General features: G+C 48.1%; 20 protein-coding genes. 5 read left to right on the top strand and 15 right to left on the bottom strand.

Going from position 1 to position 25,407, the window contains the following annotated elements:
* Genes KJS69_RS05390 through KJS69_RS05380 form a run of 3 tightly spaced genes read right to left on the bottom strand, consistent with a single transcriptional unit; the run spans position 1 to position 4,713 of the window.
* Complete coding sequence (locus tag KJS69_RS05390) at positions 1-1,485, bottom strand: Na+/H+ antiporter subunit D (RefSeq protein ID WP_213582339.1); 1,485 nt, start codon at positions 1,483-1,485, stop codon at positions 1-3.
* Positions 1,478-1,816, bottom strand: a complete 339-nt coding sequence (locus tag KJS69_RS05385; protein WP_213582337.1) for a Na(+)/H(+) antiporter subunit C — start codon at positions 1,814-1,816, stop codon at positions 1,478-1,480. The genes KJS69_RS05390 and KJS69_RS05385 overlap by 8 nt, the downstream gene beginning before the upstream one ends.
* Positions 1,817-1,818: 2 nt before the next feature.
* Positions 1,819-4,713, bottom strand: coding sequence for a Na+/H+ antiporter subunit A (locus tag KJS69_RS05380; protein WP_213582335.1), 2,895 nt, complete (start codon positions 4,711-4,713; stop codon positions 1,819-1,821).
* Positions 4,714-5,030: 317 nt separating this feature from the next.
* On the opposite strand from KJS69_RS05380, the gene KJS69_RS05375 reads away from it, so the two are divergent.
* On the top strand, positions 5,031-5,246 hold the full coding sequence (locus KJS69_RS05375) for a hypothetical protein (RefSeq protein WP_213582333.1): 216 nt from the start codon (positions 5,031-5,033) through the stop codon (positions 5,244-5,246).
* A gap of 99 nt (positions 5,247-5,345) precedes the next feature.
* On the opposite strand, the gene KJS69_RS05370 is transcribed toward KJS69_RS05375, so the two are convergent.
* The 7 genes from KJS69_RS05370 to gap form a co-directional block, all read right to left on the bottom strand.
* Positions 5,346-7,073: a right-handed parallel beta-helix repeat-containing protein gene (locus KJS69_RS05370; protein WP_213582324.1), complete on the bottom strand. Its 1,728-nt coding sequence runs from the start codon at positions 7,071-7,073 to the stop codon at positions 5,346-5,348.
* A 34-nt stretch (positions 7,074-7,107) separates the two neighbouring features.
* Positions 7,108-8,769 carry a response regulator gene (locus KJS69_RS05365; RefSeq protein WP_213582323.1) on the bottom strand — a complete coding sequence of 554 codons (1,662 nt, stop codon included), beginning with the start codon at positions 8,767-8,769 and terminating at the stop codon, positions 7,108-7,110.
* Positions 8,770-8,855: 86 nt separating this feature from the next.
* Positions 8,856-10,583: a sensor histidine kinase gene (locus tag KJS69_RS05360; RefSeq protein WP_213582322.1), complete on the bottom strand. Its 1,728-nt coding sequence runs from the start codon at positions 10,581-10,583 to the stop codon at positions 8,856-8,858.
* A gap of 302 nt (positions 10,584-10,885) precedes the next feature.
* Positions 10,886-11,770 carry a carbohydrate ABC transporter permease gene (locus KJS69_RS05355; RefSeq protein ID WP_213582321.1) on the bottom strand — a complete coding sequence of 295 codons (885 nt, stop codon included), beginning with the start codon at positions 11,768-11,770 and terminating at the stop codon, positions 10,886-10,888.
* Positions 11,771-11,790: 20 nt separating this feature from the next.
* On the bottom strand, positions 11,791-12,690 hold the full coding sequence (locus KJS69_RS05350; RefSeq protein WP_213582320.1) for an ABC transporter permease: 900 nt from the start codon (positions 12,688-12,690) through the stop codon (positions 11,791-11,793).
* An 87-nt stretch (positions 12,691-12,777) separates the two neighbouring features.
* Entirely contained in the window at positions 12,778-14,457 is a 1,680-nt protein-coding gene (locus KJS69_RS05345) for an extracellular solute-binding protein (protein WP_213582319.1), read from the bottom strand.
* A 243-nt stretch (positions 14,458-14,700) separates the two neighbouring features.
* Positions 14,701-15,729 (bottom strand): type I glyceraldehyde-3-phosphate dehydrogenase, encoded by a 1,029-nt coding sequence (gap, locus tag KJS69_RS05340; RefSeq protein WP_213582318.1) that lies wholly within the window; start codon positions 15,727-15,729, stop codon positions 14,701-14,703.
* Between the two features lie 723 nt (positions 15,730-16,452).
* On the opposite strand from gap, the gene ltrA reads away from it, so the two are divergent.
* Positions 16,453-17,751 carry a group II intron reverse transcriptase/maturase gene (gene ltrA / locus KJS69_RS05335; RefSeq protein ID WP_213582317.1) on the top strand — a complete coding sequence of 433 codons (1,299 nt, stop codon included), beginning with the start codon at positions 16,453-16,455 and terminating at the stop codon, positions 17,749-17,751.
* A gap of 1,352 nt (positions 17,752-19,103) precedes the next feature.
* Here the strand turns inward: ltrA and KJS69_RS05330 are convergent.
* The 4 genes from KJS69_RS05330 to KJS69_RS05315 form a co-directional block, all read right to left on the bottom strand.
* Positions 19,104-20,270, bottom strand: coding sequence for an MFS transporter (locus KJS69_RS05330; protein ID WP_213582316.1), 1,167 nt, complete (start codon positions 20,268-20,270; stop codon positions 19,104-19,106).
* Positions 20,271-20,471: 201 nt separating this feature from the next.
* A complete protein-coding gene (locus KJS69_RS05325; RefSeq protein WP_213582315.1) occupies positions 20,472-20,744 on the bottom strand; it encodes a hypothetical protein in 273 nt (90 codons plus the stop codon).
* Complete coding sequence (locus KJS69_RS05320; RefSeq protein WP_213582314.1) at positions 20,741-21,925, bottom strand: ArsA family ATPase; 1,185 nt, start codon at positions 21,923-21,925, stop codon at positions 20,741-20,743. Before KJS69_RS05320 ends, KJS69_RS05325 begins: the two co-directional genes overlap by 4 nt.
* Positions 21,926-21,981: 56 nt before the next feature.
* On the bottom strand, positions 21,982-22,461 hold the full coding sequence (locus tag KJS69_RS05315; protein WP_213582304.1) for a MarR family winged helix-turn-helix transcriptional regulator: 480 nt from the start codon (positions 22,459-22,461) through the stop codon (positions 21,982-21,984).
* Between the two features lie 201 nt (positions 22,462-22,662).
* Between KJS69_RS05315 and KJS69_RS05310 the strand changes: the two genes are divergently transcribed.
* A complete protein-coding gene (locus KJS69_RS05310) occupies positions 22,663-23,268 on the top strand; it encodes a TetR/AcrR family transcriptional regulator (RefSeq protein WP_213582301.1) in 606 nt (201 codons plus the stop codon).
* Positions 23,265-23,810: an HXXEE domain-containing protein gene (locus tag KJS69_RS05305; RefSeq protein ID WP_213582300.1), complete on the top strand. Its 546-nt coding sequence runs from the start codon at positions 23,265-23,267 to the stop codon at positions 23,808-23,810. The genes KJS69_RS05310 and KJS69_RS05305 overlap by 4 nt, the downstream gene beginning before the upstream one ends.
* A gap of 173 nt (positions 23,811-23,983) precedes the next feature.
* Here the strand turns inward: KJS69_RS05305 and KJS69_RS05300 are convergent, their stop codons facing one another.
* Positions 23,984-24,625 (bottom strand): DsbA family protein, encoded by a 642-nt coding sequence (locus tag KJS69_RS05300; RefSeq protein ID WP_213582298.1) that lies wholly within the window; start codon positions 24,623-24,625, stop codon positions 23,984-23,986.
* Between the two features lie 202 nt (positions 24,626-24,827).
* On the opposite strand from KJS69_RS05300, the gene KJS69_RS05295 reads away from it, so the two are divergent.
* Positions 24,828-25,307: a hypothetical protein gene (locus KJS69_RS05295; RefSeq protein ID WP_249730380.1), complete on the top strand. Its 480-nt coding sequence runs from the start codon at positions 24,828-24,830 to the stop codon at positions 25,305-25,307.
* The last annotated feature ends 100 nt before the right edge of the window (positions 25,308-25,407 follow it).

Below are 25,407 nucleotides of genomic sequence, written 5' to 3'. Positions count from 1 at the left end.
TCATCCTACTCCTTTTAATACAGCTTCGATATACAGTTCCGGTCTGAACAGTCCTTCCCCCGCCTGTGAAACCAACGAGTAGACCCATTCGGAACCAAGCCCAAGCAAGATCATGACAATAAACATTCCTGCCGCCGCACTTCCCATTCCACTTACCTTCGTGCGTGGACGGTCCGGATTCAGCTTCTCTTCTCCCCAGAACGCTTGCATAAATATTTTCATCATAGAATACAGAACGATCAAGCTTGATGCGAGACCGAGCGCGGTCAATCCATACAATTGCGCATCCAGCCCGCCCCGGACGATCAGCAGCTTCCCGGTAAATCCGCTCAGCGGAGGTACACCGACAAGCGTTAGCGCCGTGACGAAGAACATCCAGCCCATCCACGGATACCGTTTAATCAGGCCGCCCATCTCCTGCAGCCGAGAAGTCCCGGCCGCCGCAATGATCATGCCCCCTAGGAAGAACATTAAAGCTTTGGCGACCATATCGTGCATCAGATAGAATACGACTCCGTCCAATGAATCCTGTGTAGCGGCGGCTAAACCAAAAGCGATAAATCCGACACTGACTACGACATTGTAGTTTAGAATGCGATTAATATCGGAATAGGCTACCGCTCCAAGCCCGCCCAGGAGCATCGTCGCCGCGGCCATCCAACCAATCGACGTATGAGAAAAGCTCGAATCATGATGGAAAATCAGCGTAAACATGCGAATGATCGCATAGAGTCCGACTTTGGTTAGCAGCGCACCAAACAAGGCGGTTACTGCGGCGGGAGGCGCGCTGTAGGAGCCCGGGAGCCAGAAAAACAGGAACAACCCGGCCTTCAAGGAAAAGACGATTAGAAACAAAATAGCGATCACTGTCAAAATTCCGCCTTGCCCCACCTCTGCCACACGAAGAGAGAGATGCGCCATATTCAAAGTCCCGACAGCAGCATACAGGTAGGCGACGGACGCGACGAATAAAGTGGAAGAAACGATATTGATCAAAATATACTTTAACGTTTCCCTAAGCTGACGCTTCGTTCCTCCCAGCACAATCAACGCATAGGAAGCGATAAGCATGACCTCGAAGCAAACGAACAGATTGAATAAATCGCCGGTCAGGAAGGAACCTAGCACCCCCGTCAGCAAAAAATGATAGAACGGATAAAAATAATTTCGCTCTCTCTCTTCGCCGATACTGCGAAACGCATAGAACAAGCAGGCGATCCCGACTACCGTTGTAGTGAGGACGAGCAGCGCGGCAAACATATCGACGACGAACACGATGCCAAAAGGCGGCAGCCAGCCGCTCATATTCAGCGTTTGAATGCCTTCGGTCCGGACCTGATACACAATGAAGCCGGCCACGGCCATATTCAATAGGCCGCTCAGCGCGCTGATCCATTTCTGCGCCGTGATCTTTTCCTTGAAAAAGATGAGAATGACAGCGGTGAACAAAGGAATAAGGAGCGGGAGCACGATTACATTATTCATCTTCTGTCCCCCTCAGCTGTTCCATATCGTCTGTTCCCAAAGTTTTGTAGGAGCGGTACGCCAATACGAAAAAGAAGGACGTGACTCCGAAGTTGATGACGATCGAAGTCAGAATTAACGCTTGCGGCAATGGGTCGACGAAAGCTTCCGCTCCTTTGCCGAGCAGCGGTGCGGCCCCTCTTTTAAGCCCTGCCATCGTAAGCAGCAGCAGATGGACGGCGTGAGTAAGCAGAGACGTGCCTAGAATGATTCGCAGCAAGCTCCTGGACAAGATCAAATAAACCCCGATGGCAAATAGGATGCCGATGGCTAAAGACATTATCAATTCCACGGCTAGTTGTCCCTCCCAATCGTAAATATGATGGTCATGGTGACGCCAACGACGGCCAAATAGACGCCCAGGTCAAATAGTACAGCGGTGGCCAGCTCCGTCTCTCCCAATAACGGCAAATTAACGTGTCCGAAGGCATGACTCAGGAATGGAACGTTAAACAGGAAGGAGCCCATCGCTGTAAGCAGCGCCGTCAACAGCCCTGACGCCATCACTTTTTTGAAGTCGATCGGAAAGACTTTATCAAACAGCTTCAAACCAAAGGCAATGGAAAGCAGCACCAACGCAGCGGAGGTCATGAGTCCGCCGATGAAGCCGCCTCCCGGGTCGTTGTGACCTGCGAAAAATAAATACCAGGAAAACGTCAAAATGATGAAAATCGCGATTTTGGAAACCGTGATCAGCATAACATCATTGCTTCTGGCATAGAGAGGCTGCCGTGCATCGGCTCTATCCGCTCTTCCCCCTCTTCCCTTCAGAAGCTTGACTCCCAGTTCACCCGAATCCAGCCTTAGTTTAATCAAGGCATAAATTCCCAAGGACGCTATGCCGAGAACAACGATTTCCAGCATCGTATCAAAGCCCCTGAAATCTACGAGAATGACGTTGACCACGTTCTTCCCGCCGGCGGAAGTATAGCTTTCCTTGAGATAATAATCGGAGATCGAATCGAATGATTTGCCGCTTAACGCTCCAAAAGCAATTAATGTTACAACGGCCCCTACTCCAATAGAGATCACAAAATTGGACAGTCTGAAGCGCATTGCTGTTACTTCTTTTCTTAATTTAGGCAGATGATAGAAGCATAGCAGGAACAGCGTGACCGACACCGTCTCCACGATTAATTGCGTCAAGGCCAGATCCGGTGCCCGGAAAAGAACAAAAAACAAGCTGACCATGTATCCGGCAGCGCCGGTAAATATAATGGCCATCATGCGCGATCGGGCAAACGGGACAGCGAGCGCCGCCAGAATCATGACGATGGCGACAACCGTTTCGTAGAGGGAAACGGGTGCATAGCCTGACGTGTCCAGACGAATCCCGCCGGAACGAATCATGGCTACCGTCAGAATGACAATGAAGAACGCGAAAATATAAATTAAATAGTGCCGGATAGAGCCGGTCATGTAGCCGTTCGTCAGTCGATGGGAAGACTGTTCCAGCGACCTCAGCCCCCAATCATAAGTGCGATTCAGCGAGATCCGGCTGGATTCGGCACCCCGGTGCATTCTATCGGTGCGTCTCAGCCAGTAGTAGACTAAACTTCCGACTGCGACTACGCCCATCGTCATGAAAATTTCCGTATTCCAGCCATGCCAGAAGTCTATGGAAACGAGAAAATGTTCCCCGGGAGCCAATAAGCCGGGAAGAATCGACGCCATCGCCGGTTCAATGAGAGAGTAGGAGAGCAGATTCGGGAACAGCCCGAAGACGACGGCCAAGGACGCCAGAACGACTGGAGAGATCAGCATGCCCATCGGAGCCTCGTGCGGCTTGCGGTCCAGTTTGTCGGACTGCAGCTTGCCTGTAAACGTTCTGAACAGCAGAATCATGCTGTAGATAAACGTAAATACACTGGCCGCCCAAGCGATGACCGGGAATAGAGCCCCCCAGGTTTGCATGTTCAACAGATCCATTTGCAAAATGTTCAGCACCGCGGTAAAAAACATTTCCTTGCTCAAAAAGCCGTTGAATGGCGGCAGGCCGGCCATGGAGAACGTTCCGATCAGTGCAATCGAGAACGTAACGGGCATTAACGACATCAGCCCGCCGAGCTTGCGAATGTCGCGGGTTCCGGTTTCATGGTCCACAATTCCAACGACCATAAAGAGGGCCCCTTTAAAAACAGCGTGATTGATCAGATGAAAAATAGCAGCCGTAGTCGCTACCGTATAGAAAAGCGATTCGTTAATTCCGGAATAAAAAGCGGACGCGGAGCCAAGGCCGAGCAAGCTCATGATCAGCCCCAGCTGACTGATGGTGGAGAAGGCCAGCATCGCTTTTAAATCTGTTTGTTTGATCGCCCGATAGGAACCATAAATTAACGTGCCTATCCCGAATCCGGAAACGAGCCAGAACCATTCCGGTTGCCCGGCAAAAACAGGACTGAACCGGGCCACCAAATACAGGCCGGCTTTAACCATCGTCGCCGAGTGAAGATAGGCACTTACCGGAGTCGGTGCTTCCATAGCATCCGGCAGCCAGATGTGGAATGGAAATTGCGCCGATTTAGTGAAAGCCCCCAATAGGATAAGCAGCATGGCGGGCAGAAACAAGGCATGACCCGCCATGAGGTCCAACTGGCCGATGATTTCGCGAATGCTGAACGTGCCCGTCATCACATAGACCAGGAGGAATCCGGCGAACATCGCCAAGCCTCCGAAGATTGTGATGATCATCGATTTTTGTGCGCCGTATCGGGATTTTTCCCTATGGTGCCAGAAGGCGATCAGCAAGAATGAGGAAATGCTCGTGAGCTCCCAGAAACCATAGAGAACCATCAGGTTGTCCGACAGCACAACGCCGAGCATCGCTCCCATAAACATAAGCAAATAAACGTAAAAATGATGTATGGCCTCTTTGCTTTTATGCAAATAAAAAATGGAATAAAGGACGACCAATGAACCGATTCCGGTAATCAGTAAAGCGAATAACAAGCCCAATCCATCCAGATGGACCGTAATCTCGATTCCTAAGGAAGGGATCCACGGAATGGACGCGGTCACCGTACTCCCTTCTTTTACGGTCGGAATCTGTCCCAGGAAGTAGGCAAAAAGGACGGCCGGTCCCGGCAAAATAAGCCACCCTGTATGAATGCGACTCAGGATTCGGTAAGACAGAGGTACCAGAATAGCAAGTATGAAAGGTACCATGATAGCGACATGCAGCAATGACAAGCTAGTTCCTCCTTAACCATTCGTATTGTTACTCCTCAGCATTGCCTAATTTGTCCAAAATAGTGCTCTCGCCCCCTTAAAGCTGAAAAAAAACAGGAGGAACCCGCTTGCGCAGGCTCCTCCTAAAGAAAAACTTATTATTAAATTAATATTCACATCAATTAGTATATCGATTATTGGGTTTCTTGTCAAAACAAATATGACAAACAAGAATGCTTATCGCGAATGCCCTGGCAAGTTTGAACGGAAGTCAATAGTCCCCTGCTGTATAAATTGTGTTGATGTGGGGATCACTTTTTAGTAAAGGAGTGGTTCTCATGTTACTTAAAAAAATACTGCCTTGCGCTCTTCTCTTTCTGACCCTTGTGCTTGGCGGAGGATTATTGGATCAATACATCGCAAGCCGGCATTTTCCGGATTCCTCCCCTAACTCCCCCGAAGACAGCTATATTCTGCGCGCCTATTTTGCAGAGCATGAGTCCGATGGATTCCCCCCTTATCAGCCGCGGGAATACGTCAGAATTATTCGGTGAAATATGATGGGACAATTCTAGGGAGCCGAGATACCAAACCGGAGCCCCTCCCAATAGAACCTTTCTTCAGCTTCAGGAACAATCTTTGCTGCCGACATTCTAGCTGATTTCTATAAGGCGATCATCTATGCAAGCGGCAGGCGATGTATTCTTCTCCCATTGATTCTGGGAAATACTGATATTTTTGCACGCTTTTAGTTCAATCGGATATTTCATCACCTGATGCGGCGGATAACTATCACTCGATTCTATCACATTCCGGGTGAAAGTGAATCCGTCGATAGAGAGCCCGTATACGATTCCGACATCGAAGGTGGCGAATCGGTTGTCCTCTATGCGAATATTACGGTGATAGCACTCTGCATACCGATCGGGATGCTCGATTTCGGGATCGATATCAATGACCGCCCTCCCCCAGTCAGGGCAGCAATAATTGCAATCTGTAAACTCGTTATGGCGAATCGTTACCTGCTTCACCGCTCCCGACTCGAACCAACTCTTGGCGTCCCCGGAAATTTTCACACCGGAGCCAGGGGCACTGATCCGGTTATGCTCCAGCAGCACGTTCCCGGAAGTCGTAATCAAGAAGCCTCTTGCCCGGTTGGCCCGAACGACGCTGTGAGAGACCGTCAAATCGGGAGACCATTCCTGATTCTCGATCACGTCATGAACCTGAATCTCATCAGTCAGCGGCTGCTCGAATGTAAACAGAATATAATCTTTATTCAGACTTTCCACCGCAATGACCCTCGAGCTTGCATAGGTCAACAACGAGTCCCGGCGGACAAAGCCGATCCGATCTCCGGAGGCGGCGATATTGATCCCTTTGGCCATACCGTGGACAAGCTCTACGAGGAGTTGGTTATCGCCCCATTGTTCAGCGATTCTGGCATAAATGCCGTGCACATTGCACGGATCGTCCAACTGATTCTCGAACAAGCAATGATCGATCGTCACCTGGCCGCGGCAGTAGACAAAATGGGTGGCGTCCGCAGTAGCCGTCACCAACCGATCCGTGCCGCTCCTCAGCATGACATCAAATCTTTCCAAATGGATATTTGTACACCGCTGAGCTATGAGTCCCATGCCCGGAGCATGATGGATGAGGATCGACTCCAGGTGAATCTCCTCCCCTCCCTGCACGAAGAAAGCCGGGTTCTCCCTGCGTCCGAATCGCATAACAACGATGTTTCCGACTTGCGGCATATGTGCTGTGACGCCGTGAAAAGTAATGACACCAGGGCTCGATTCTTCGGCGCGCAGCTTCCCGTAAGCTCCCCAGCTTAACCTGTCGCCGCTTTGATAGGCGGGCGCTTTCGTCCGGGGATCGAATTCGTTCAAGCCCCATACGTGCTCCATGCGGCCTCCAAAATGAAACGATAATGTTTCGTTTTCCACTTGATAGCTCCTACCTTCCGGAACCCTGATGTCGAACGAACCGGATTCTGCGCGAAGGACGACTCCTTGAGCGAACATCGGCTCCTGCCAATCCACAGTCATGCGGCGTATCGTCACCCCGTGACAGCAATCGATCATAAAAGGAATGATCGGACCATGAAAAATCAATTCCGATCCCTGCCCGTCGATCGTCAAATCCTTCATTCCTTCCAAACGAAAAGCGATCCGGCGCAAGCCTTCCTGATCATGATTAGAAATGAACAGCTGCTGCTCGAATGCTTTATCGGGCCAAAAATGGTACGTTCCCTGCGGGAAAACAAGCGTAGCTCCCTCCAACGTCTTGCAATATTCCAGCGCCGACTTGACCGCTAACGTATTATCGTATCCTGACTCCGGCTTGGCGCCGAATTGTTCCGCATTCACCCACATGCCTTTCTTCCTCCTTAGTAAACAAACCATAATTTTATTTTCCGTTTCGATATTCCTGAGGTGTAACCTTATTGTATTTTTTGAAAAAGCGGGTAAAAGCGAGTCCGGATTGATACCCGACCGCTTTGGCTATTTCCTGAATCTGCATAGGGGTCTCCCGGAGCAGTCTTTTGGCTTTCTCGTTGCGAACCGAAGCTATATATTCGGAGATGCCGATCCCTTCAACATTTTTATATAATCGGGACAAATAGGAAGCATTCAGATAAACGTGTTCGGCCAGATCCGTTAATGAGATGCTGCTGGCGATATGAGCTTGGACATACTCATGAATCTTATGGACAATGATATGTGTACTTTCATCCCTTCCGTTCTTCTGGCACCTCAGGATCTGCTCCGCCAGCCGCTGAAAGTAGTCGGCCAAATCAACCCAGGAAGCAATTTCGCTTGTATTCAGCAGCTTGCCAACCGGAATCTGATTGATCACCTTATGCATCAAACCGTGTCTGTTCATATAAGACATCAGGATGGAGGAGACCGAATGGTAAATTTCCATTTTGACAAAATCATGAATGTCCTCGTACTTCAAACTTTGCAAAACGGCTGAAAGCTCAGTAGAGAACGATTCAACCTCACCATTCTCCAGATGATATCCAAGAAGCTGCATTTTCCTTTGCAAAGAGAATCCTACTGCTTTGCCAACGTTATCCGCCGATAGATGCGGGGGAGTCGGCCGGTCACCTTCCACCAGCAGCACTTCGCTCTGCAGGCCAATATCTTGAACCCATAACGAGAGCAGTTGATCGAACTTCTCAGAAACAGCTGTCCATTCGGATGGCTGCCTGCTTAATACGAAGGAAACAGGCAGTTGCAGCAATTGCCGGCACGCGTTCTGAACCGTTTCCAATGTTCCTTTGACGAAATAGAACGTCCGCTGCCACCTATCCTCTTCCGAATATACAGACGGATCGGTCTTCTTAGGCTGGATGAACCAGACAATCCGGGACTGATCATATACGATGGCAAAGAAGGCGACATTTGGCCCCAAACACTCTTCTGTAATATTCTGGACGGCATAGACGAGGAGCTCTTGGTCAGGTCTCATCGAAATATCGCGCCAGCTATCGATGCGTGCCATCAGCAGTAATGCCCGATCCTTCCCGTGAAGGGGAAGCTGTATTTCCGAGAAATAGGCTTCGATCCGCTCGTGGTCTCTCCTCTTCCCGTACAATAGCGATCTCATGAATTCCATCTGCAGCGACGGGATAGCCATCAGCATATGGTGCTCCGCCTTCTCCACAAGCTTCTTCGAGGAAAATTCCTCTTCCAATTCCTCGATAGCTCTGGATACGACACGCACAATTTTGGCCTGTTCTTCCGTCTTCAAAATGTAATCAAACGCCCCCAAGCTTAGAGCGCTTTGAACGTAATCGAAATCGTTATAGCTGGTCAGGAAGATGACCTTGCAGCCTGGCCATTGCGATTTGATTTCGCGCAGCAGAGCAATGCCTTCCATATTCGGCATTTTTATATCGGACAAGACTACATCGATTTTATGGATTTTCAAGATTTCAACCGCTTCCATCCCGGAATACGCCTGATAGATTTCAGCGTCAAAGCGTTCTTGCTCCAACAGCAAGTCCGTCAAGCCATCAACAATGATCGGAACGTCATCCACGATCAATAAACGATACATCATCTATATCCCGCCTAGTACTAAAAGTGTGTCCGACAGATGGAAATTCCCAAATAGTTATTCCTTTTAGGACAACCGAATCGATGGACCTATGGTTTGCACTCGAGCAGGAGCTTCACCTGCAAGCCGCCCATATGCGACCGGCTTAGCACAAGTCCGCTTCGCTGTCCGAACTTCAGTTGAATTCGCCTATGGACGTTATGCAGTCCCGATATATCTTCGTTTTCCGCCGGGAAGCCGGTAATTCGCTCACTTAAGTTGACAATTTCATCATCGCTCAGTTGATCTCCGTTATCCTCCACAACTATAGACAGGAACGTCCCTTCCGTCGCGCTATGAATACGAAGCCGGCCACCGGAACGCTTATTTCCAAAAGCATATTTATAGCTGTTCTCGATCACTGGCTGAAGGATTAAGCGAGGAACGGTTACCGGTTGGCTGCACGGGACAGAATCGGAGAAGCATACCTCGACGCGATCGGCAAAGCATATTTTTTGAATCTCGACATATGTGCAGCTGTGAGCAAGCTCTAATTCGAGCGGAATTTCATCAGCCCCGTCCTTGGTCATAAATTGAAAGTATTGCCCGATAGAAAGCGAGAACCGATACGCCGTTTCCATATCTCCCGATAAAATAAGCTGATTTAACACAAACAGACAGTTATATAGAAAATGAGGGTTAATTTGCGACTGCAACCGTTTCAATTCATGACGCTGACTGATGATCTTCTGCTGGTACACCTCACTGATCAGCTCTTGTAATCTCTCAACCATATCGTTAAAACCTTTATACAGGTAGGCAAACTCATCCTCGTGGCTCGGCAGCTCCATGGGCTGCAAGTGGCCATGACGAGTACTTCTGAATTGCAACAGCAGTTTTCTCAAAGGCCGGTGAATAATCCGATAGATAGAGTAGGAGAAAAGAACGATTAGCGCCAATGAGGCAAGGAACAGCATCCACAGTCTCGCTTCATATTTTTTCATTTCTCCCAGAATACTTCTCTCGGGAACGAAATCGACCAGAAAAATCCCAATGGATGGAGAATAACGATAGGCAACCCAATAGGGCTCGTCCTGATAGGTGACCGATTCAATCCCTGCCTCCTCCTGCCGAGACTGCAAATAAGCGGATAACCATCCGGTCAGCTCCGGATCGTCCTCGATGGAGATGGACCATCCTTCAAACGCATGTATGAAGGCCGCCGTCCCCCCCATTTCCCCGTGAACGTTCAGCAGCGTCTGATGCAGCTGTGGCAGCGCAAGTTCGATGCTCTGGACGAATAAGGGCTCGCTATTCTTCGTACCTCCATAATAAAACCGGATCCAGACCCGCTCGTCCCAGAATTTCCAGGAGCCCTCATGCTCGGGGCTCACCTTCGTCATAGCCGCCATCTCCGTGACAGGTACCGAGGTCAGAAACTCGGTGCTGAGGATCGTCCGGTCAATGGAAGGAACGTAGGTCTTAACCTCAGCAATAAAGGGGCTCGACTGCTTGATAAGATGGAGGCGGCGTTGAATCTGTTTGATCTTGTCGATCTTCTCATACCCGTCCATTTGATCTCCGCTCGCAGCCAATTCGAGCAAATCTTTATCCAACACAAACTCCAGCAGAAGCCGCAGCATTCTCTCATTCTCAAATTCCAATGACTGCAATGCGTTCAAATTTTTGCTTACAATAGATTCCGAAATTTTATTTTGCAAATCCTGCTTTCCTTTATCGATGATGGTAAGCATAATGAGAAATAAAGGGACCAAGACAACTATAAAAGCCGTTATTAAGCGAAGAAATATCGGTGATGACCTATATAATCCTCTCAATCCTGCGCCCTCCCCTTCCATCACCGTCTAGCTGTTATTCTATTTATGTGACACTAAAGAAAGCGCTCATTCCGTTCCGAAGGAAAGTGCCTCCGAAGCTTCAAACATCATACTCATTCCCCCAAAAGTGTAGATTGGATTCGAATTGATTTCCATTTACTTTTCGGGAACCCCGAACCAACAGATTCCTTATTTATGGGATGGGCCCTCGGATAGTAGGAATACAAAGCCAAAACTCGCCCTGGAAGCATCTTTCTTTCTCCACTCCATGATCTATCAATTTTTTAGTTCAATTATATAGCTTATTCCTTCACGCTGCCCATCACAATTCCTTTAACAAAGAATCTCTGCAGGAAAGGATAAACTAACAGAATGGGCAGAGCCGCAACAAAAATTTGAGCCGCTGCGCTCGTCCGGTCGGACATTTGCTGCAGCAACTCCGCTTCCTGGGCAGACAAAAACCGCGGATCTTTACTGATAACGATCGTCTGCAGGAAGGTCTGCATCGGGTAGTTCTCCGGATTATTCATCAAGATCAAGCCGTCAAACCAACTGTTCCAGTGCCCCACCATACTGAATAGGGTAATCGTGGCCAGAGCCGGTAGAGACAACGGAACGAAGATTTTCCACAAGATTGTAAAATGCCCGGCTCCGTCCATTCTGGCCGATTCGTCCAGTTCCTTCGGCAGGCTGCGAAAAAAATTCAACAGTAAAATGACATGAAACACAGGGACCGCCGACGGAATAATCAATGCCCAAATCGTATCTAACAATCCCGTTGATTTAATCGTCATGAACCACGGAATTAGCCCGCCGCTAAACAGCATCGTGATTACAAAAATCCATACATAAAAAGTTCGATAACGAAAATAGGAAGATTCTTTGGATAAAGGATAGGCCGCTGTCACAGTCAGGAGCAGATTGAGTCCCGTTCCCAACACAACCCGTTGGATAGAAACCGAGAAGGCAGTAACGTACTCTTTCTTGCCTAAAATATTTTCATAGGCCGAAGTTGTAAAATCGACGGGCCAAAATTTGACGATGCCGGCAGATGCCGCGGCCCCCGAGCTAAGTGAAAGCGCCAAGATATGGATGAGCGGCAGCACGCAAGCTACAGAGAGCAGCAACAAGAAAGTATAGTTGCAAGCCGCAAATAGTTTGCTGCCCGTAGATAATCGGGATACCACGTTTTATTACCCCCTGTTCTTTAAAAAATCCGATAGTTGGCAAACCGATAGGCCAGAAAATAGGAGCAGGAAATCATGATCAGAGATACGACGGACTTCAGCAGTCCGACTGCGGTTGCGAGCCCATACTGTGCTTGCAAAATACCGAGACGATACACCAATGTATCAATGATATCGCCGCTTTCGTAGACAGTTGAGCTGTACAGGTTGAAGACTTGGTCGAAGCCGGCGTTCAGAATGTTGCCCAGGCTGAGCGTCGCCATCAGAATGACGATGGGCAGCATGCCGGGAAGCGTAATATGCCACGTCTGCCTGAGACGGCTGGCGCCGTCCATCTCGGCGGCTTCGTATAAGGCAGGATTAATCCCCGTCAGTGCAGCCAAGTAAACAATCGTATTGAAGCCGAACTCTTTCCATACATCGGAAACTACCAGAATAAAACGGAACCAGTGATTGTCACCGAGAAAGAAGATCGGCTGAATGCCGAACACACCCAAAAATTGATTAACCAATCCGTGTGAAGGCGAGAGCAGATCAATTAATATTCCGCCGAGGATGACCCAGGACAGAAAATGGGGCAAATAGACAAGCGTTTGAAAGGTTCTTTTAAACACGTTCTTTCTCACTTCGTTCAAGAGTAAGGAAACGATGATCGGCACAATCAATCCAGCTACAATTTTCATCGAAGCGATAGCCAGTGTGTTGATAATGACCCGCTTGGTATCAGGAAGCTGAAATAAATACTCGAAATGATTCCAACCTACCCAGGGAGAACCGAAGATCCCTTTGGTAGGAATATATTTCTGGAAGGCAATGGAGACTCCGACCATTGGCCAGTAGCTGTAAACCGCCAAAATCACCAAGCTTGGCAGCAGCATCAGATGCAGAGGAAATTTCTCGCTCATCCAAAACTTGAACATCTTTCACTCTCCTTATTGACCGTAAGCGTAGAGATTGAAAAGTGCCCGAAAAACGTTGATTCGTGCTTCCCGGACACTTACCCTTTGCTATTTCTTCACGGTTTCGTACCATTCATTGACTTCCCGGGTCATCTGCTCCCCGCCAAGCTTATTCCACTCATCAACGAATTTATCGAAGTCGTCCACAGGGATGCTGTTCATGATGATTTTGGTGAAAAATTCTTTTGCCTTTTCATCCAGCAGGCCTTTTTTCTCGAGCATGGTTGGCGTTAACGTACCGTAGAATTCGTCCATCTGATAACGATTCTCTTCGTGATATTGATGCATAATGGCAAAGGAACCGCCCGGCTTGGAAATCGCCCATTCGTTCCACATGTTCGTGTCTCCTGCCAAATATTGCTCCACTCGTTTGTATCGGGAATTCATCTCGGGGTTGGGGCCGATTAAGGACGGGTCCTTTGCTTCGATCGCTTGCGGCAGCAATTGGCCAGCGGGCAGATTTTCGTCCTGGGCAAAGAAGACGGTCGGGTTAATCTTCCACAACAACGCGCTCTTATCGATTCCGGACTTGCCGAACATGTATACTTTATTATCGTCTGTCAGGTTCATCTGAACTTCGATCCATTTATTAATAATTTTAATGACGGCTTCCGGATTTTTCGCTTTTTTCGATATGACATAGTAGGAGCTTACACCGGTGTCGGTTGAGCTCTTCGCCGGCTGGTCATCCACCGAGACGATCGGGAACGCCTGCCAATCCTGCACCAATTGCTTATTCTGCACCGCTGCGGCCTGAAGCGGCCAAATACTTAGCCAGAAGGCTCCATACGCCATTCCTATCTGGTTGGCGGCAACCAATTCATTGACCTTGTCGCCGTCCTTCACTGAGAATTCCGGATCGATCAGACCCGCATTGTACAATTCCTGCAATTGCTTTAGAGCTTCTTTCATCTCGGGCATGATTGTACCGTATATCAGCTTGCCGTCGTCATCTTTGACCCAAATCCCCGGATGGGCATGATAACCGTTAAAGAAGCCTTGCAAGTCGTAAGCTCCGCCTTTAATAAAGCTGCCGTTGATCGCGAATGCATAATTTTTACCGCTTCCTCCCGGATCCTTGACCGCGAACTCCTTCGCAATGTTCAGCACGTCCTGCATCGTTTGCGGTGCCGGCAAACCGAGCTTGTCCAGCCAATCCTGGCGAATCCATAAATAGTTGGAGGAGTTGTACGGATTATCCGTTGCTGGAATGGCCATTAGTTGGTTATCAAAGGTAGCCGTACTTAATTGACGGCCTCCATCAAGCCGGAACCAGTCCTTCGTTGTCTGGGTAGCGTACTGCTCAAACACTTCCGTAAGATCCATAATCATATCCGCTTCATATAATTGCTGCAGCTCGCTAGCCGATACTTTGAAAAAATCGGGGATATCGTTCGATGCGATGCTGATCTTCAACTTCTCCGAATATTTGTCCGAGACCCACTTATTTTTGATCTTAATGCCGAGATCTTGCTCGTAGGCGTCATAGACAGCATTATGATCGATCGTTTCTCCGTCGTCGAACTGGATGTTCGATACTGCCCGCACCGTCGTCACTTCAATGGGAGGATCATACTTGGCCGTTGGATCGGCAATTGCCTCATTAGACTTCACTGGCTGACCCTGAGCATTCTCGCCTGGCGATGTGTTTTGGCTGCCGCAGGCGGTCACAATCCCCAAGGCCATAACTAATGAAATGGACGTACCCGTTTTCCATATGCGATTCATCTCTTTCCCCCATATTTCGTATTCTTTGAAGAAACCGGTTTCTTGCAACTATTATAATCGGGCTGACCCCCCCGCTCAATATACGCATTTTTACATTGTCATACTCGGCTTTACTATTTACGGATTTTCGATAGTTGGCTTACTTTCACAACGAAAAAACCAGCAAGCAAAAAGCTCACTGGCCGCGTCAGCCCTAAATATAGGCTCGTTTTCTTACTCCCTCCCTTAACAATAAATCATACTTTAGCTGCATGTCACTTTTCTGCTGCTGTACCCGGTTTCGGCCATGTGCATGGCAAAATCAATGACCCGGCAGGAATAGGCCCACTCATTGTCGTACCACGCTAAAATTTTCAACTGATCCCCGTTAAGCATCATGCTCAGGCCGTCCACCGTCGCCGATTTCTCATTCCCGATATAGTCGGAGGATACAAGCGGCAGCTCATTATAGCCTACATACTTTCCAAGCGTCCCCTGTGCAGCTTGTTGAAAGCATTCCCGGATGTCAGTAGGCCCAGGCTTGCAAGCTAGCTGAACCTGCAGATCCAGCAAAGAAACATTCTGGGTAGGAACCCGAACCGAAAGCCCTTTCAAATGCGGAGCCAGATGAGGAAGAATGTCGGCTAGAGCTTTGCCCACTCCAGTCGAGGTCGGAATAATTGCATTCGTGCAGGAGCGGGCTCGTCGCAGATCTTTATGCGGATTATCGAGGTGATTCTGATCGCTAGTAAATGAATGGACAGTCGTCATCCAGCCCCTACGCACACCAAACGTATGGTCCAACAAATTTAGAATCGGAGCTATACAATTCGTTGTACAAGAGGCTGTCGATAGAAGGCGATGACTCTCCGGATGATAGAGCTGTTCATTGACCCCCATGACTACGGTCAAATCCATCCCGCGTCCGGGAGCTGTAACCAACACCCTCTCGGCCCCCGCCAGCAAATGCTTGTTTGCTCCGTCACGATCGTTGAATTTCCCTGTAGCATCAATAACCAGGTCCACATTGTAATGCTTCCAGTGAATTTGCTCAGGCTGCCACTCCGAAATAACCGGCAAATGACGGCCATTCACTATAAGGCCGGTTTCGTCACAACTGACCTCCGCATCCCAAGTGCCATGGACGGAATCATATTTGAGCAAATGCGCCAAGGTAGCGACAGGACTGGTAGAGTTGATAACGGCCAGCTCAAGAGTACGATTCGGAGCGGACAACAGCTTTCGAATGCACAATCTTCCAATCCTTCCGGTTCCACTTAATCCGATTCTCATCTATTCACCCCCCATTTATATAGTATGTAATAAATATATTATTACACTCTATATAAAGCAACATTATTTTATATATGACGTAATAAATAGATGAACAGACCAGACTCAGAGTCGTGCAGGAAGGAAATTACTGTAAATACTTAGTAAAAAAGCCAGTGAATGCCCTATTCACTGACTGAAGAATTTCATTTAATTTAGAAGGATGTGTTGATAAACTATAATTTTATAACTCAACTTTCGGTGCGACCAAGCCTAGGTTGTGAAGTTTAGCAGGTGGAAATCCTGCTTGGAAAGGCAAAGCCAAGCCACCAATAGCGAGTCTTGGATGGCTGGAAGTAATTCTAAACGTTAAGCGTAGACAGTCAGGTAGTAGGCCTGAAAGTGATTGAGCCACGAAAAGAGTAAAACGGAGAGGTCGACGTTTTCGAAAGTACGGAAGACAACACTCATTCATGCGTCAAGGGCGAGGATGAATGAGCTCTCCCGGGGTCGTAGAGCCAGGCATGCTATACAATGACTTCACAGCAACTTGGGAGGCCCTGCCTATTCTTCTGAAGAAGTATGACAAACAACCGATCATAAGGGAGGATGTCAAATGATGGACAGGGAGTCGGATCACTGCGTACTACCGATGAAACCGAGTAACGTCGGTAGAGGGAAGGCAGTGACATATCATCACTCTTGATAGAGACACATTTTCTACACACAGGGGTAGGTCGAAAAATGCAAACAAAACTAGCAAGAATAGCAGAGATTGCAAAAGAAAAGCCAAAAGAGCAATTCACATCGCTGTATCACCTCTTGAACGAGGAACTGCTGACACAATGCCATCGGGAACTGGATGGCAGCAAAGCAACAGGTGTCGATCGAGTCACGAAAGCAGCATACGAGGAAAATCTGGAATCCAACATCAAGGACCTGGTAGAACGGCTAAAAAGGAAAAGCTACCAACCGCAGCCCGTAAGAAAAACATATATACCAAAGGATGAAAAGAGCAAAAGACCGCTCGGCATCCCTTCTTATGAGGACAAAATCGTGCAGTTGGGATTGAACAAGATTCTACAGGCCATCTACGAGCAGGATTTTCTAAACCTATCTTACGGTTTCCGACCAGGAAGAAGCTGCCACGATGCGCTGAAAGCAGTGAATCGCATCATCGAGTATGGAAAAACCAGCTACATCGTGGATGCTGACATCCGTAGTTTCTTCACGAATGTCAATCACGAATGGCTCATGAAATTCCTTGGGGAGAGAATAGCAGACCCTAATATTCAAAGGCTGATCTGGCGCTTTTTGAAAGCCGGGGTTATGGAACAGGGCACGTGGGAACCGACTGAAACCGGCACTCCTCAGGGGTCCCTGATTTCACCGATACTTGCGAATCTCTATCTGCATTATGCTTTGGACTTATGGTTTGAGATCGCAGTAAAGAGAGCGTGCCGCGGCGAAGCAAGTATGATCAGATATGCCGATGATTACGTATGCTGTTTTCAATACAAGGACGATGCAGAACGATTCTATGCAGCACTAATCAAGCGATTGGCCAAATTCGACCTGCAAATTGCAGAAGAGAAGACGAAAATTCTGGAATTTGGACGCTTCGCCGAAGAAAACCGAAAACGAAAAGGACTGGGGAAGCCCAAGACGTTTGACTTTCTAGGATTCACTCACTATTGCAGCAAAAGCAGCAAGGGTAAATTCAGAGTAAAGAGGAAAACAAGCGGAAAGAAGTTTAAGTCGAAAGTGAGAGGATTCAAAGAATGGTTGAAAGCAGAACGCCATCAAGACGTGAAGGAATTAATGAAAACGATGCGGGCGAAGCTAACAGGACATTACCGCTATTATGGGATCACCGACAATAGCCGAGCGCTGTCCGTATACAAATTTCAGATTACCAAAGCATTATTTAAATGGTTGAATCGCAGAAGCCAGAGAAGAAGCTTCACGTATGACAAATTTAACCTCTTTCTGAAACGTAACCCTTTACCTGAGCCCAAAATTTATGTGAGTATCTATGGCTAATCATTGCAATTCTGTAAATGATGATATGAGGAGCCGTATGCCTTAAGGAGCAGCCGATAAGGCTGCAATCAAACCGGTGGAAGTCCGGTCGTACCAATTGTCCATACACGGGTACGTAGCTATACCGCTGCTTGGAGAGGTAACAAACCAAGTACTGCGCGGCGAAAAAGGTCTTGCCGCCTCATAGAAGGTGGGAGCAACTAGGGGATCGAGCAAAGATAGGAGCCTGAACATAAAGGAATTACTGCAGCCTCGAAATACGGCGTTCCGCAAAGTTGCGTTCGGAACCATATCGGAAAGGCAAATCCTGTTTAAGGTGAGGAAAAGCTGGCAGTTTGCAGGAAGAAATGGACAAAAGCACTGCAAACCTTTCCCGGGGTAAGGGTACAAGCACCTTTCGAATGATTGCAGAGATAACTTCGGGAAGGTCCTACTTCCAGCAGGGATTAGCAACAACCTGCAAAGACCCGTCTTATAAGGGAGACGAAAGAGATGGGAGGATTTAGGACTGGCGCATGAGCCCGTAGTAGTGATGAAGTTGGGGTAATTTCCAATGAAATGGTATCAAACCATTCCAGTCAATAATGGGCAAAGGGGCTCTGGGTACTTGGTGGCTTCAACAAAATACATCAAATCGAACTCAGTGTCGATACCTTCAGTAAGGATTGAGAAGCTAGCGGATAAGTAAACTACATGTCATAGAGGCGTATGTTGGCTAAAACTTAAACCAAATGGCATGCAGGAAGGCTTAGCCGTGGCAAATGGGTGCAGAGCCAAGACCAGAACCGGACTCGGGAAATCCGACCGTCCGGGATCGCAGGGAGGCTTCAGAAAACGTGATAGGTAGATAAACACTGAAATTCTTCGATGGTAAGAAGAAAAAAAAAATGCCGACAGTAGGTATCCTACAATCTCACTGTCAATGATAATGTAGGAACAGATGTATTGGAAACCTATAGGCGCAGCTGAAATTCTATCCCGACTTGGGCACGTACGGATCTATGAGGGGCGTGAGTCGTGAGGCTCACGTCTACTCGACCAGAGCGAAAATCGGCTGTAAACCTTGCAGTGACTGGAGAAGCGAAGAGATCAGGTACCTTACTTTTTTTCGCCTGGGAGAAGGGTAAAGGGTAGCGTCTAACTGTATTTTATGTAGGTAAATTGAAGCGAATGGCGTAAATGGACAAATTAGATGGAAAAACTGCATTTAAAATGGAGTTTTTTTCCTGGCACCCCTCTTTTGGCCTAAAATAGATGGAGGTTTTCCATTTAGTTTTCGTTTTTAACCTCAAACGGAGCAAACTAGCTGCATGAAATCCATTTAGATCCCCATGCTTCCTTGAAACACTCCGCTAGGAGACTTTTCCATAATGGCTGACAGGCATCGTCCTGGTTAGCGAGTAGGCGGCACACAGCAGAGCTAGGATAACGAAGCCGGCGCCAAACCAAGCATTATACATGACAGGATACACGCCGACCACTAGCCCGCCAACGGCTGATCCTAAAGCAATTCCGATTTGCAGGGACGACGTATTGAGGCTTTGTTGAATTTTCGAAGATTCCGGGGCGGTCTGAATTAAATAGCTTTGCTGAGGCGGATTGAGCGCCCAGCTTAACATCCCCCAAGCCACTAAGCCTGCCAGGAATGCTAACGGCAAATAAGTGGAGAAGGGCAATAAAAACAGGGTTAGCGCAAACAAGGACACCACCAGAAGAATGCTTCTGCCTGCTCCCCAACGATCTGACAGCCAACCGCCTACTCCGCCTCCTACGACAGCCGCGACTCCGAAAACAAAATAAGCGATACTGATCCATAACGAATCCAGCTGCAACGTCGTTTGCAAAAATGGAGTAAAGTAGGCATAAAGACTGTAATGGCCCGCTAACATCAGAACGGTTACAAGATGGGCGCTGGCTATCTTGAAGCTTTTTAATGAAGCGAGCTGCTTCATTAAAGGAGTTCTATTCTCCGGGGGAAGGGCCGTCAGAAAGCGATAAATGATGACCATGACGATCCCTGTTAAACAAGCAATGAGCAGGAAGGGAGCCCGCCAGCCAACGGCATCCCCGATTAATACGCCCACCGGAACGCCCAGCACCAAGGCTCCGCTGATCCCCATACTAATGATGCCTAGAGCTCTTGCCTGATATTGGACATCAACGATTTTAGCTGCGATCGTCAACGATAGCACAATGATCAGGGCCGCACTAAAAGCCGTGAAAACACGCGATGCCATAAGCCATTCATAATTCGGGCTGATAAACGCCAGAAGATTCCCAATAAAGAAAAGGAACAGCGACCATAGGTACAGTTTTTTGCGTTCCACTCGCGAGGTCAGGGCCAGCATAACCGGCCCGGCAATCGCCAAGACAAGCGCAAAGACGGTGATCAGCTGCCCGGCGGCGCTGACGGAAATCTGTAAATCCCGGGCAATGAGCGGCAAAAGCCCGCCAATCACTAATTCAACCATTCCTACAACGAAAGCGGATAGCGCCAAAACATAAACTTTCATATTCATGAGCAACCTGAGCTCCTTTATGGCGACCTTTCATTTTAACCTATCTTAGGCATAGTAACCTTAATTGATAACGTTGGCAAGTCGAACGCCCGGATACCGGCATCAAGATCCTGGACACTTCAATCATCTCCTCCTTAAGCCTTCTTGGTGCTATCCGTCATGATTTCCATCTTAACCTTTCTCCGTTAAAGGTCTCTTTATTTAATCGGTCTCTTCTTCTATCGGGATTGACTGCGAGGAAGATTGTCTACTGGACTTCTGGGAGGCCTTGAACGGCGAATTGCGTTGCTCTTTCCCTATTCGATTTATTTTATCGTCTAGCCACGAGCGGATTCCAAGCATTGCTTCTATCTCCGCTCTCCTCCAATGCGCCCGGCTCGCTTCAGGAATCAGCCTGTCTGAGACTAGCTGGTGAATGTCGGCTAAATGACCCGCTATTTGCTCCAAATCGGACTGTTGGAATCGCTGTTTCATTGTCCCTCATCCCCTTCGTTCTCATTGAAATATATCGTCAATCGGCCATTCGCAAGCTTAGCGCTTCTGACCTGTTGGCTAAGAAGCATTCGGGGCAGCGTCACAATTCGCTTGTAGCTGCCCACCTGAAGAGTAAGCTCGTCTCCCTTCTGATTCAGCTTCACCTGCTGCTTCTCGGCAAACGGCAAAGCGAGGGTCATCACATAACCGCTTTCGGTCTTGTCAATTTCCTCCGTCTTCCCGTGATAGAGCATGCTTCCGCACTGCCCTTCAGGAAACGCGGCAGCCGCTACCCGTCCCAGCATTTCTCTGCCTATCACTTCCCTGCTCATCAACGGAACCTTCAGAATCGGCAGTGGACGAAAGCAATCTTCAATTTCCTGTTCGTAGGATTGATGGATCTTCTGCCATTGAGCCAGATAGCCTTCGGCCGCCTCCTTGGGAAGGATCTTATTGACAATGACGGCGTCGGTATGAAATCCATACAGATTCAAATGAGTGAAAGCCCTCCTCGCTTCGGAGATGACCATTTTCTCCGGATTAAGTACGAGGCGCACCGATGTCCTTTGGGAATCCAGAATGACTTTCTGAAGCTGCTCCAGCTCCAGAACAACGTGGGCCAGGCTTTCCATCGTCTCGTCATTGGGAAGCTCCAGTCCTTTCGTTAACTTGACGATTGGTCGTGCCACCTTTAACAGCTTGCGTTCGTATGGAAAAATATTTTGCACCCACCAGCGCAGTAAATTAGGATAGCTCAGCAGACGCAGCGTCTCCCCCGTAGGCGCGCAATCGACGATGATGGCGTCATAACGACCGCTTTCCACGTGCTCCTTAATTCGCAGCAAGCTGAACAGCTCTTCAAAGCCGGGGAAAATCATCAAATCCTGCGTAGCGATATCATCCAGCTTGGCCCACTGTGTAAAAGTGGCAAACCAACGGGTGACCCTGCCCCAATGTCTTTCTGTTTCCTTCAGGCTGTCAATTTCCTGGGCCCATAGAAGGTCATTGATTTGCTGGGGCTCGCCGCCAATCCGGATTCCTAACGAATCCGATAAGCTGTGGGCCGCATCAGTGCTGAGCACAATAGTCCGCTTCCCTTCCTCCGCAAGCTGGTAGGCAGTCGCCGCCGCGATACTCGTCTTCCCTACGCCGCCTTTACCCGTATAAATAATGATTCGCATAGATCCACCTCCGACATTTAATACGATTTCGTAGTAATAGAGTAAAAAAATTTCTATTATTCGCCTTCTATCTCTATCGATCGAACATCGGGTACCCTGTTTTGGTCAACCGGCTCAGTTTCCTGCTGCAGCGATTTAGCGACCTTGAGAGCCAGACCGATGAACTGCTGAATCTCTTCCGGGGTTAACGCAGACTGGACTCGAGAGAACGCCTCCTCCATTAGCTCCACCATTTCGGCAGCAACCGAAGCGCCGGCTGGTGTCAATCGATTGACGATTATCCGTTGATCGGACTCGGATTTCTCTCGGGAAAGGTAACCTTTGCGGACAAGCCGTTTAGAAATGCTGGTTGCTGTGCTTAGGGGCGCCCCCAAAAGCTCGGCCAGCTCAGACATCGTCAGCTGACCATGAACCATCAGCAGCTGAAGTGTCGCCGCATCGGACCTCGTTAATTGGCGCTCCAGATGGCTCGTATCCGGTAAGATGCTGAGCGGACGCAGGCCAGTTTTGAAAAAAAGCTCGAATAGCTGCTCCATAATGATTACCCCACATACTACGATTTCGTATTTTTATTAAATTTACTACACTTTCGTATTAATTTCAAGATCATGCTGTAAATTTATGCAATAGCATTCGTCCCATAAATCACGCACCCTTGACAGCGCCCGAAATCTGCAATAAACTAACTTTTGAGTTATGTAACTCGAAAGTTATTTTTATGAGAAGGATTGAGTCGAATGAAACCAGGAACCAAAGGAAGAGAGAGCCGAAACAGATTGCTGGAAGCGGCCATTTCACTTATAGCGGAGCGAGGATATCGGGATACCAAGGTCAGCGATATCGTAAAGAAAGCCGAATTGACACAAGCGGCGTTTTATTTATATTTTTCCGGCAAGGAAGCTCTATTCGAGGAAATTAGTCAACTCTTTTATTCCAGAGTGAACAAGTATTTGCAAGCAGCTGTGCTCGAGACTGAGCTCCCCTTGAAAGAGGCGCCTGAACGAATTCGGGGCAATTTGGAAGGGCTATTCAGCTTCTTCGGGGAACATCCTGAACTGACGAAAATCTTCTTGACGGAGGAAAAAAATAGCGAGGCGGTGGAGAAACTGATCCACCAAACGATAGTCAGCAATTTGATGAAAAATCAAGCATCGGGATTTATTCGCAACGACCTGTCCGCAGAGATGATAGCGGATTGCATTCTGGGGATGTTTGTGCAAGTCATTTTACAAGCTATTCTCGTCAAACGGCGCGATCCAAAGCAAGTGGCTCATGAATTTACCCGTGTTCTGTTGTTCGGCCTGATTCATCCATCCTATAGTACAGGGGGTGCGGCTCCATGATAGAATGGCTTGACTCTGCCATCAGCACTCACTCGATCATTTGGCTGTTTCTAGCCGCTTTCATGCTCCATGATTTTGAAGAAATCATTTGTTTGGAACCCTGGTTTCAAAAGCATTATGATTCAATACTTCCCAAAGTGCCGGAAAGCTTCCGCTCGCTGATAGATTACGCATCGCAAGTCAAAGCACCGCAGTTCGCCATCGCAGTCTGTACCGAGTTTGTGTTCTTCATCCCATCGACCTGGTTGGCCGCGGATTACGGTTATTACCCGCTCTTCCTGGGCATCAATGCAGTCATGATTCTGCATGTGTTCATGCATCTCGGACAATCCATCTATGTAAGAAAGCTTACGCCTGGAGTGCTAACGGGCGCAGGAATCCTCCTCCCCTATTCGCTTTATCTATACTACCGATTGCTGACAGAGAACATGGTTGAATGGAAAGATATTTTTATTAGCGCGCCTTTCGGACTGGTATTAATTCCAGTTGTTCTTCTGGGGCATAAATTAGGTGAAAAGCTGATTGCGAACGTTCGCGAGTGACAACCAGTGGCAGGCCACGCCGTGCTCCTTCTCGGGCTGCGGCTTCATGGTAATGACTCGACATTTCTACTAACTGTGACAATAAAGCAAACAGTGCTCTGGCTTGGTCAAAAAAACAGCCTCACTTCTAAACGAAGCAGGCTGTTTAAAATGAATACAGACAATGGGCCAAGTTAAGGTTGGGAGTTATTGATTTTATCGACGATTCGCACAATCTGTTCGTAATCGGAATAGCCTTTGGCGATCAGATGGAAGTAGGTTTCGGATGTTTGCAAAAATAATCGGGGAAAGGCTTCCGCTTGAAGCTGCTTCGCCAGAGCAAAATCATACCGCGCTTGCTGGATATAATGGTCCTCCTCCATCCGCTTGACAAACAAGGCTGGATCCAGTTTAAAGTGACAGGCTAAATCTTCATAAAGTTCGCTGGTATTAGGATTCTTTCCCTCTACATAGATGAAATGATAGAGGCGATGGACGAATTCAAGGGGAGACGATGGAGAATTACTCTCTCGGAAGACAGCAAGGGCCACAGCCGGTATTTCCGAATTCATGACCCAATCTTCACTTTCGACCAACTGATAGAAAGGCTCGCCAAACACCGCCCCGGATCTCTCTACTATAGAGCTATATGCAGTCCGGATATTTTCCTTCAGCTTGTTGTCCATCGGCCCCACCCGGTCTCCGACCACTAATCCCCCGCTGAGCACCTCAAGCCCGTATTCCGGTCTGAAGCTTTCGTGAAGCTTTTTAACAATTGGAGTAAAAGCATAGCACCAAGGACATAACGCATCAAATATATAAATAAACTTCCGCATATTTCTCATTCCTCTCTGTAATTATTGGTTTGGCTCGGTAACTGAACCCTTATTTTTTATTATCCATTTTCAAGATCAGATCTGGCTGTCCTGCTCTCTCATTTGCAGGGAATGCTATAAACGACTATAATTTTGGTAAAACATTCTAGATATGGAGGCGTTCTCTATTAAGCGAACCATTCGCCTTTCAGAGTCCTTGCTAATGGCAGGCTATGGAATTATTTTTTTGTTCATGCTGCTGCATGATTGGGTCCCGCTCGGTTCTTTGAATGATGTCTCCGCGGTTATGGCGGACCGATCGGCGAAGGAGCTTCTAGTTGTAACGGCTATCGGCGTTGGGCAAGTCCTGCTTCTCATCGGGCTTATTTTGTTATTCATCGGTAAAAGATATCCTCTTTGGGCCAAGCTATGGCTGGTCATTCACCCGTCTTTCATATTTGGCGGAGCTCTGATAGCGTGGTGGATTCCTTATCTATTCGGGATCGGCGCTCAAGAAAGAGCTCCCCGATATCAGGAAATGTTCGGCAGCACTCATTCCTTCTTACCGGTTATGAACGGAATGGTCCCGAACACCATTCATTTCATCTTCCATGCCACCCTCCTGCTTTCTATAATACTAACCATATATATTTTTTTGACCGATCGCAAGAAGGCAGAGCAGCATCAGGGTATAACCAGTTAGCAAGGACTGGCTGCCGCAGCGGCCGAACCATTATCTAAACAAGGCTCGCTATAGCGCTGGCCAAATCAATCTGCACTATCATCTGCGCCGGATGATAATG

The organism is Paenibacillus sp. J2TS4 (assembly GCF_018403245.1).
Classification (GTDB): Bacteria; Bacillota; Bacilli; order Paenibacillales; family NBRC-103111; genus Paenibacillus_L.
Note: the sequence above shows the minus strand (reverse complement) of the source record. Positions and strands in the feature narration are given on the sequence as shown.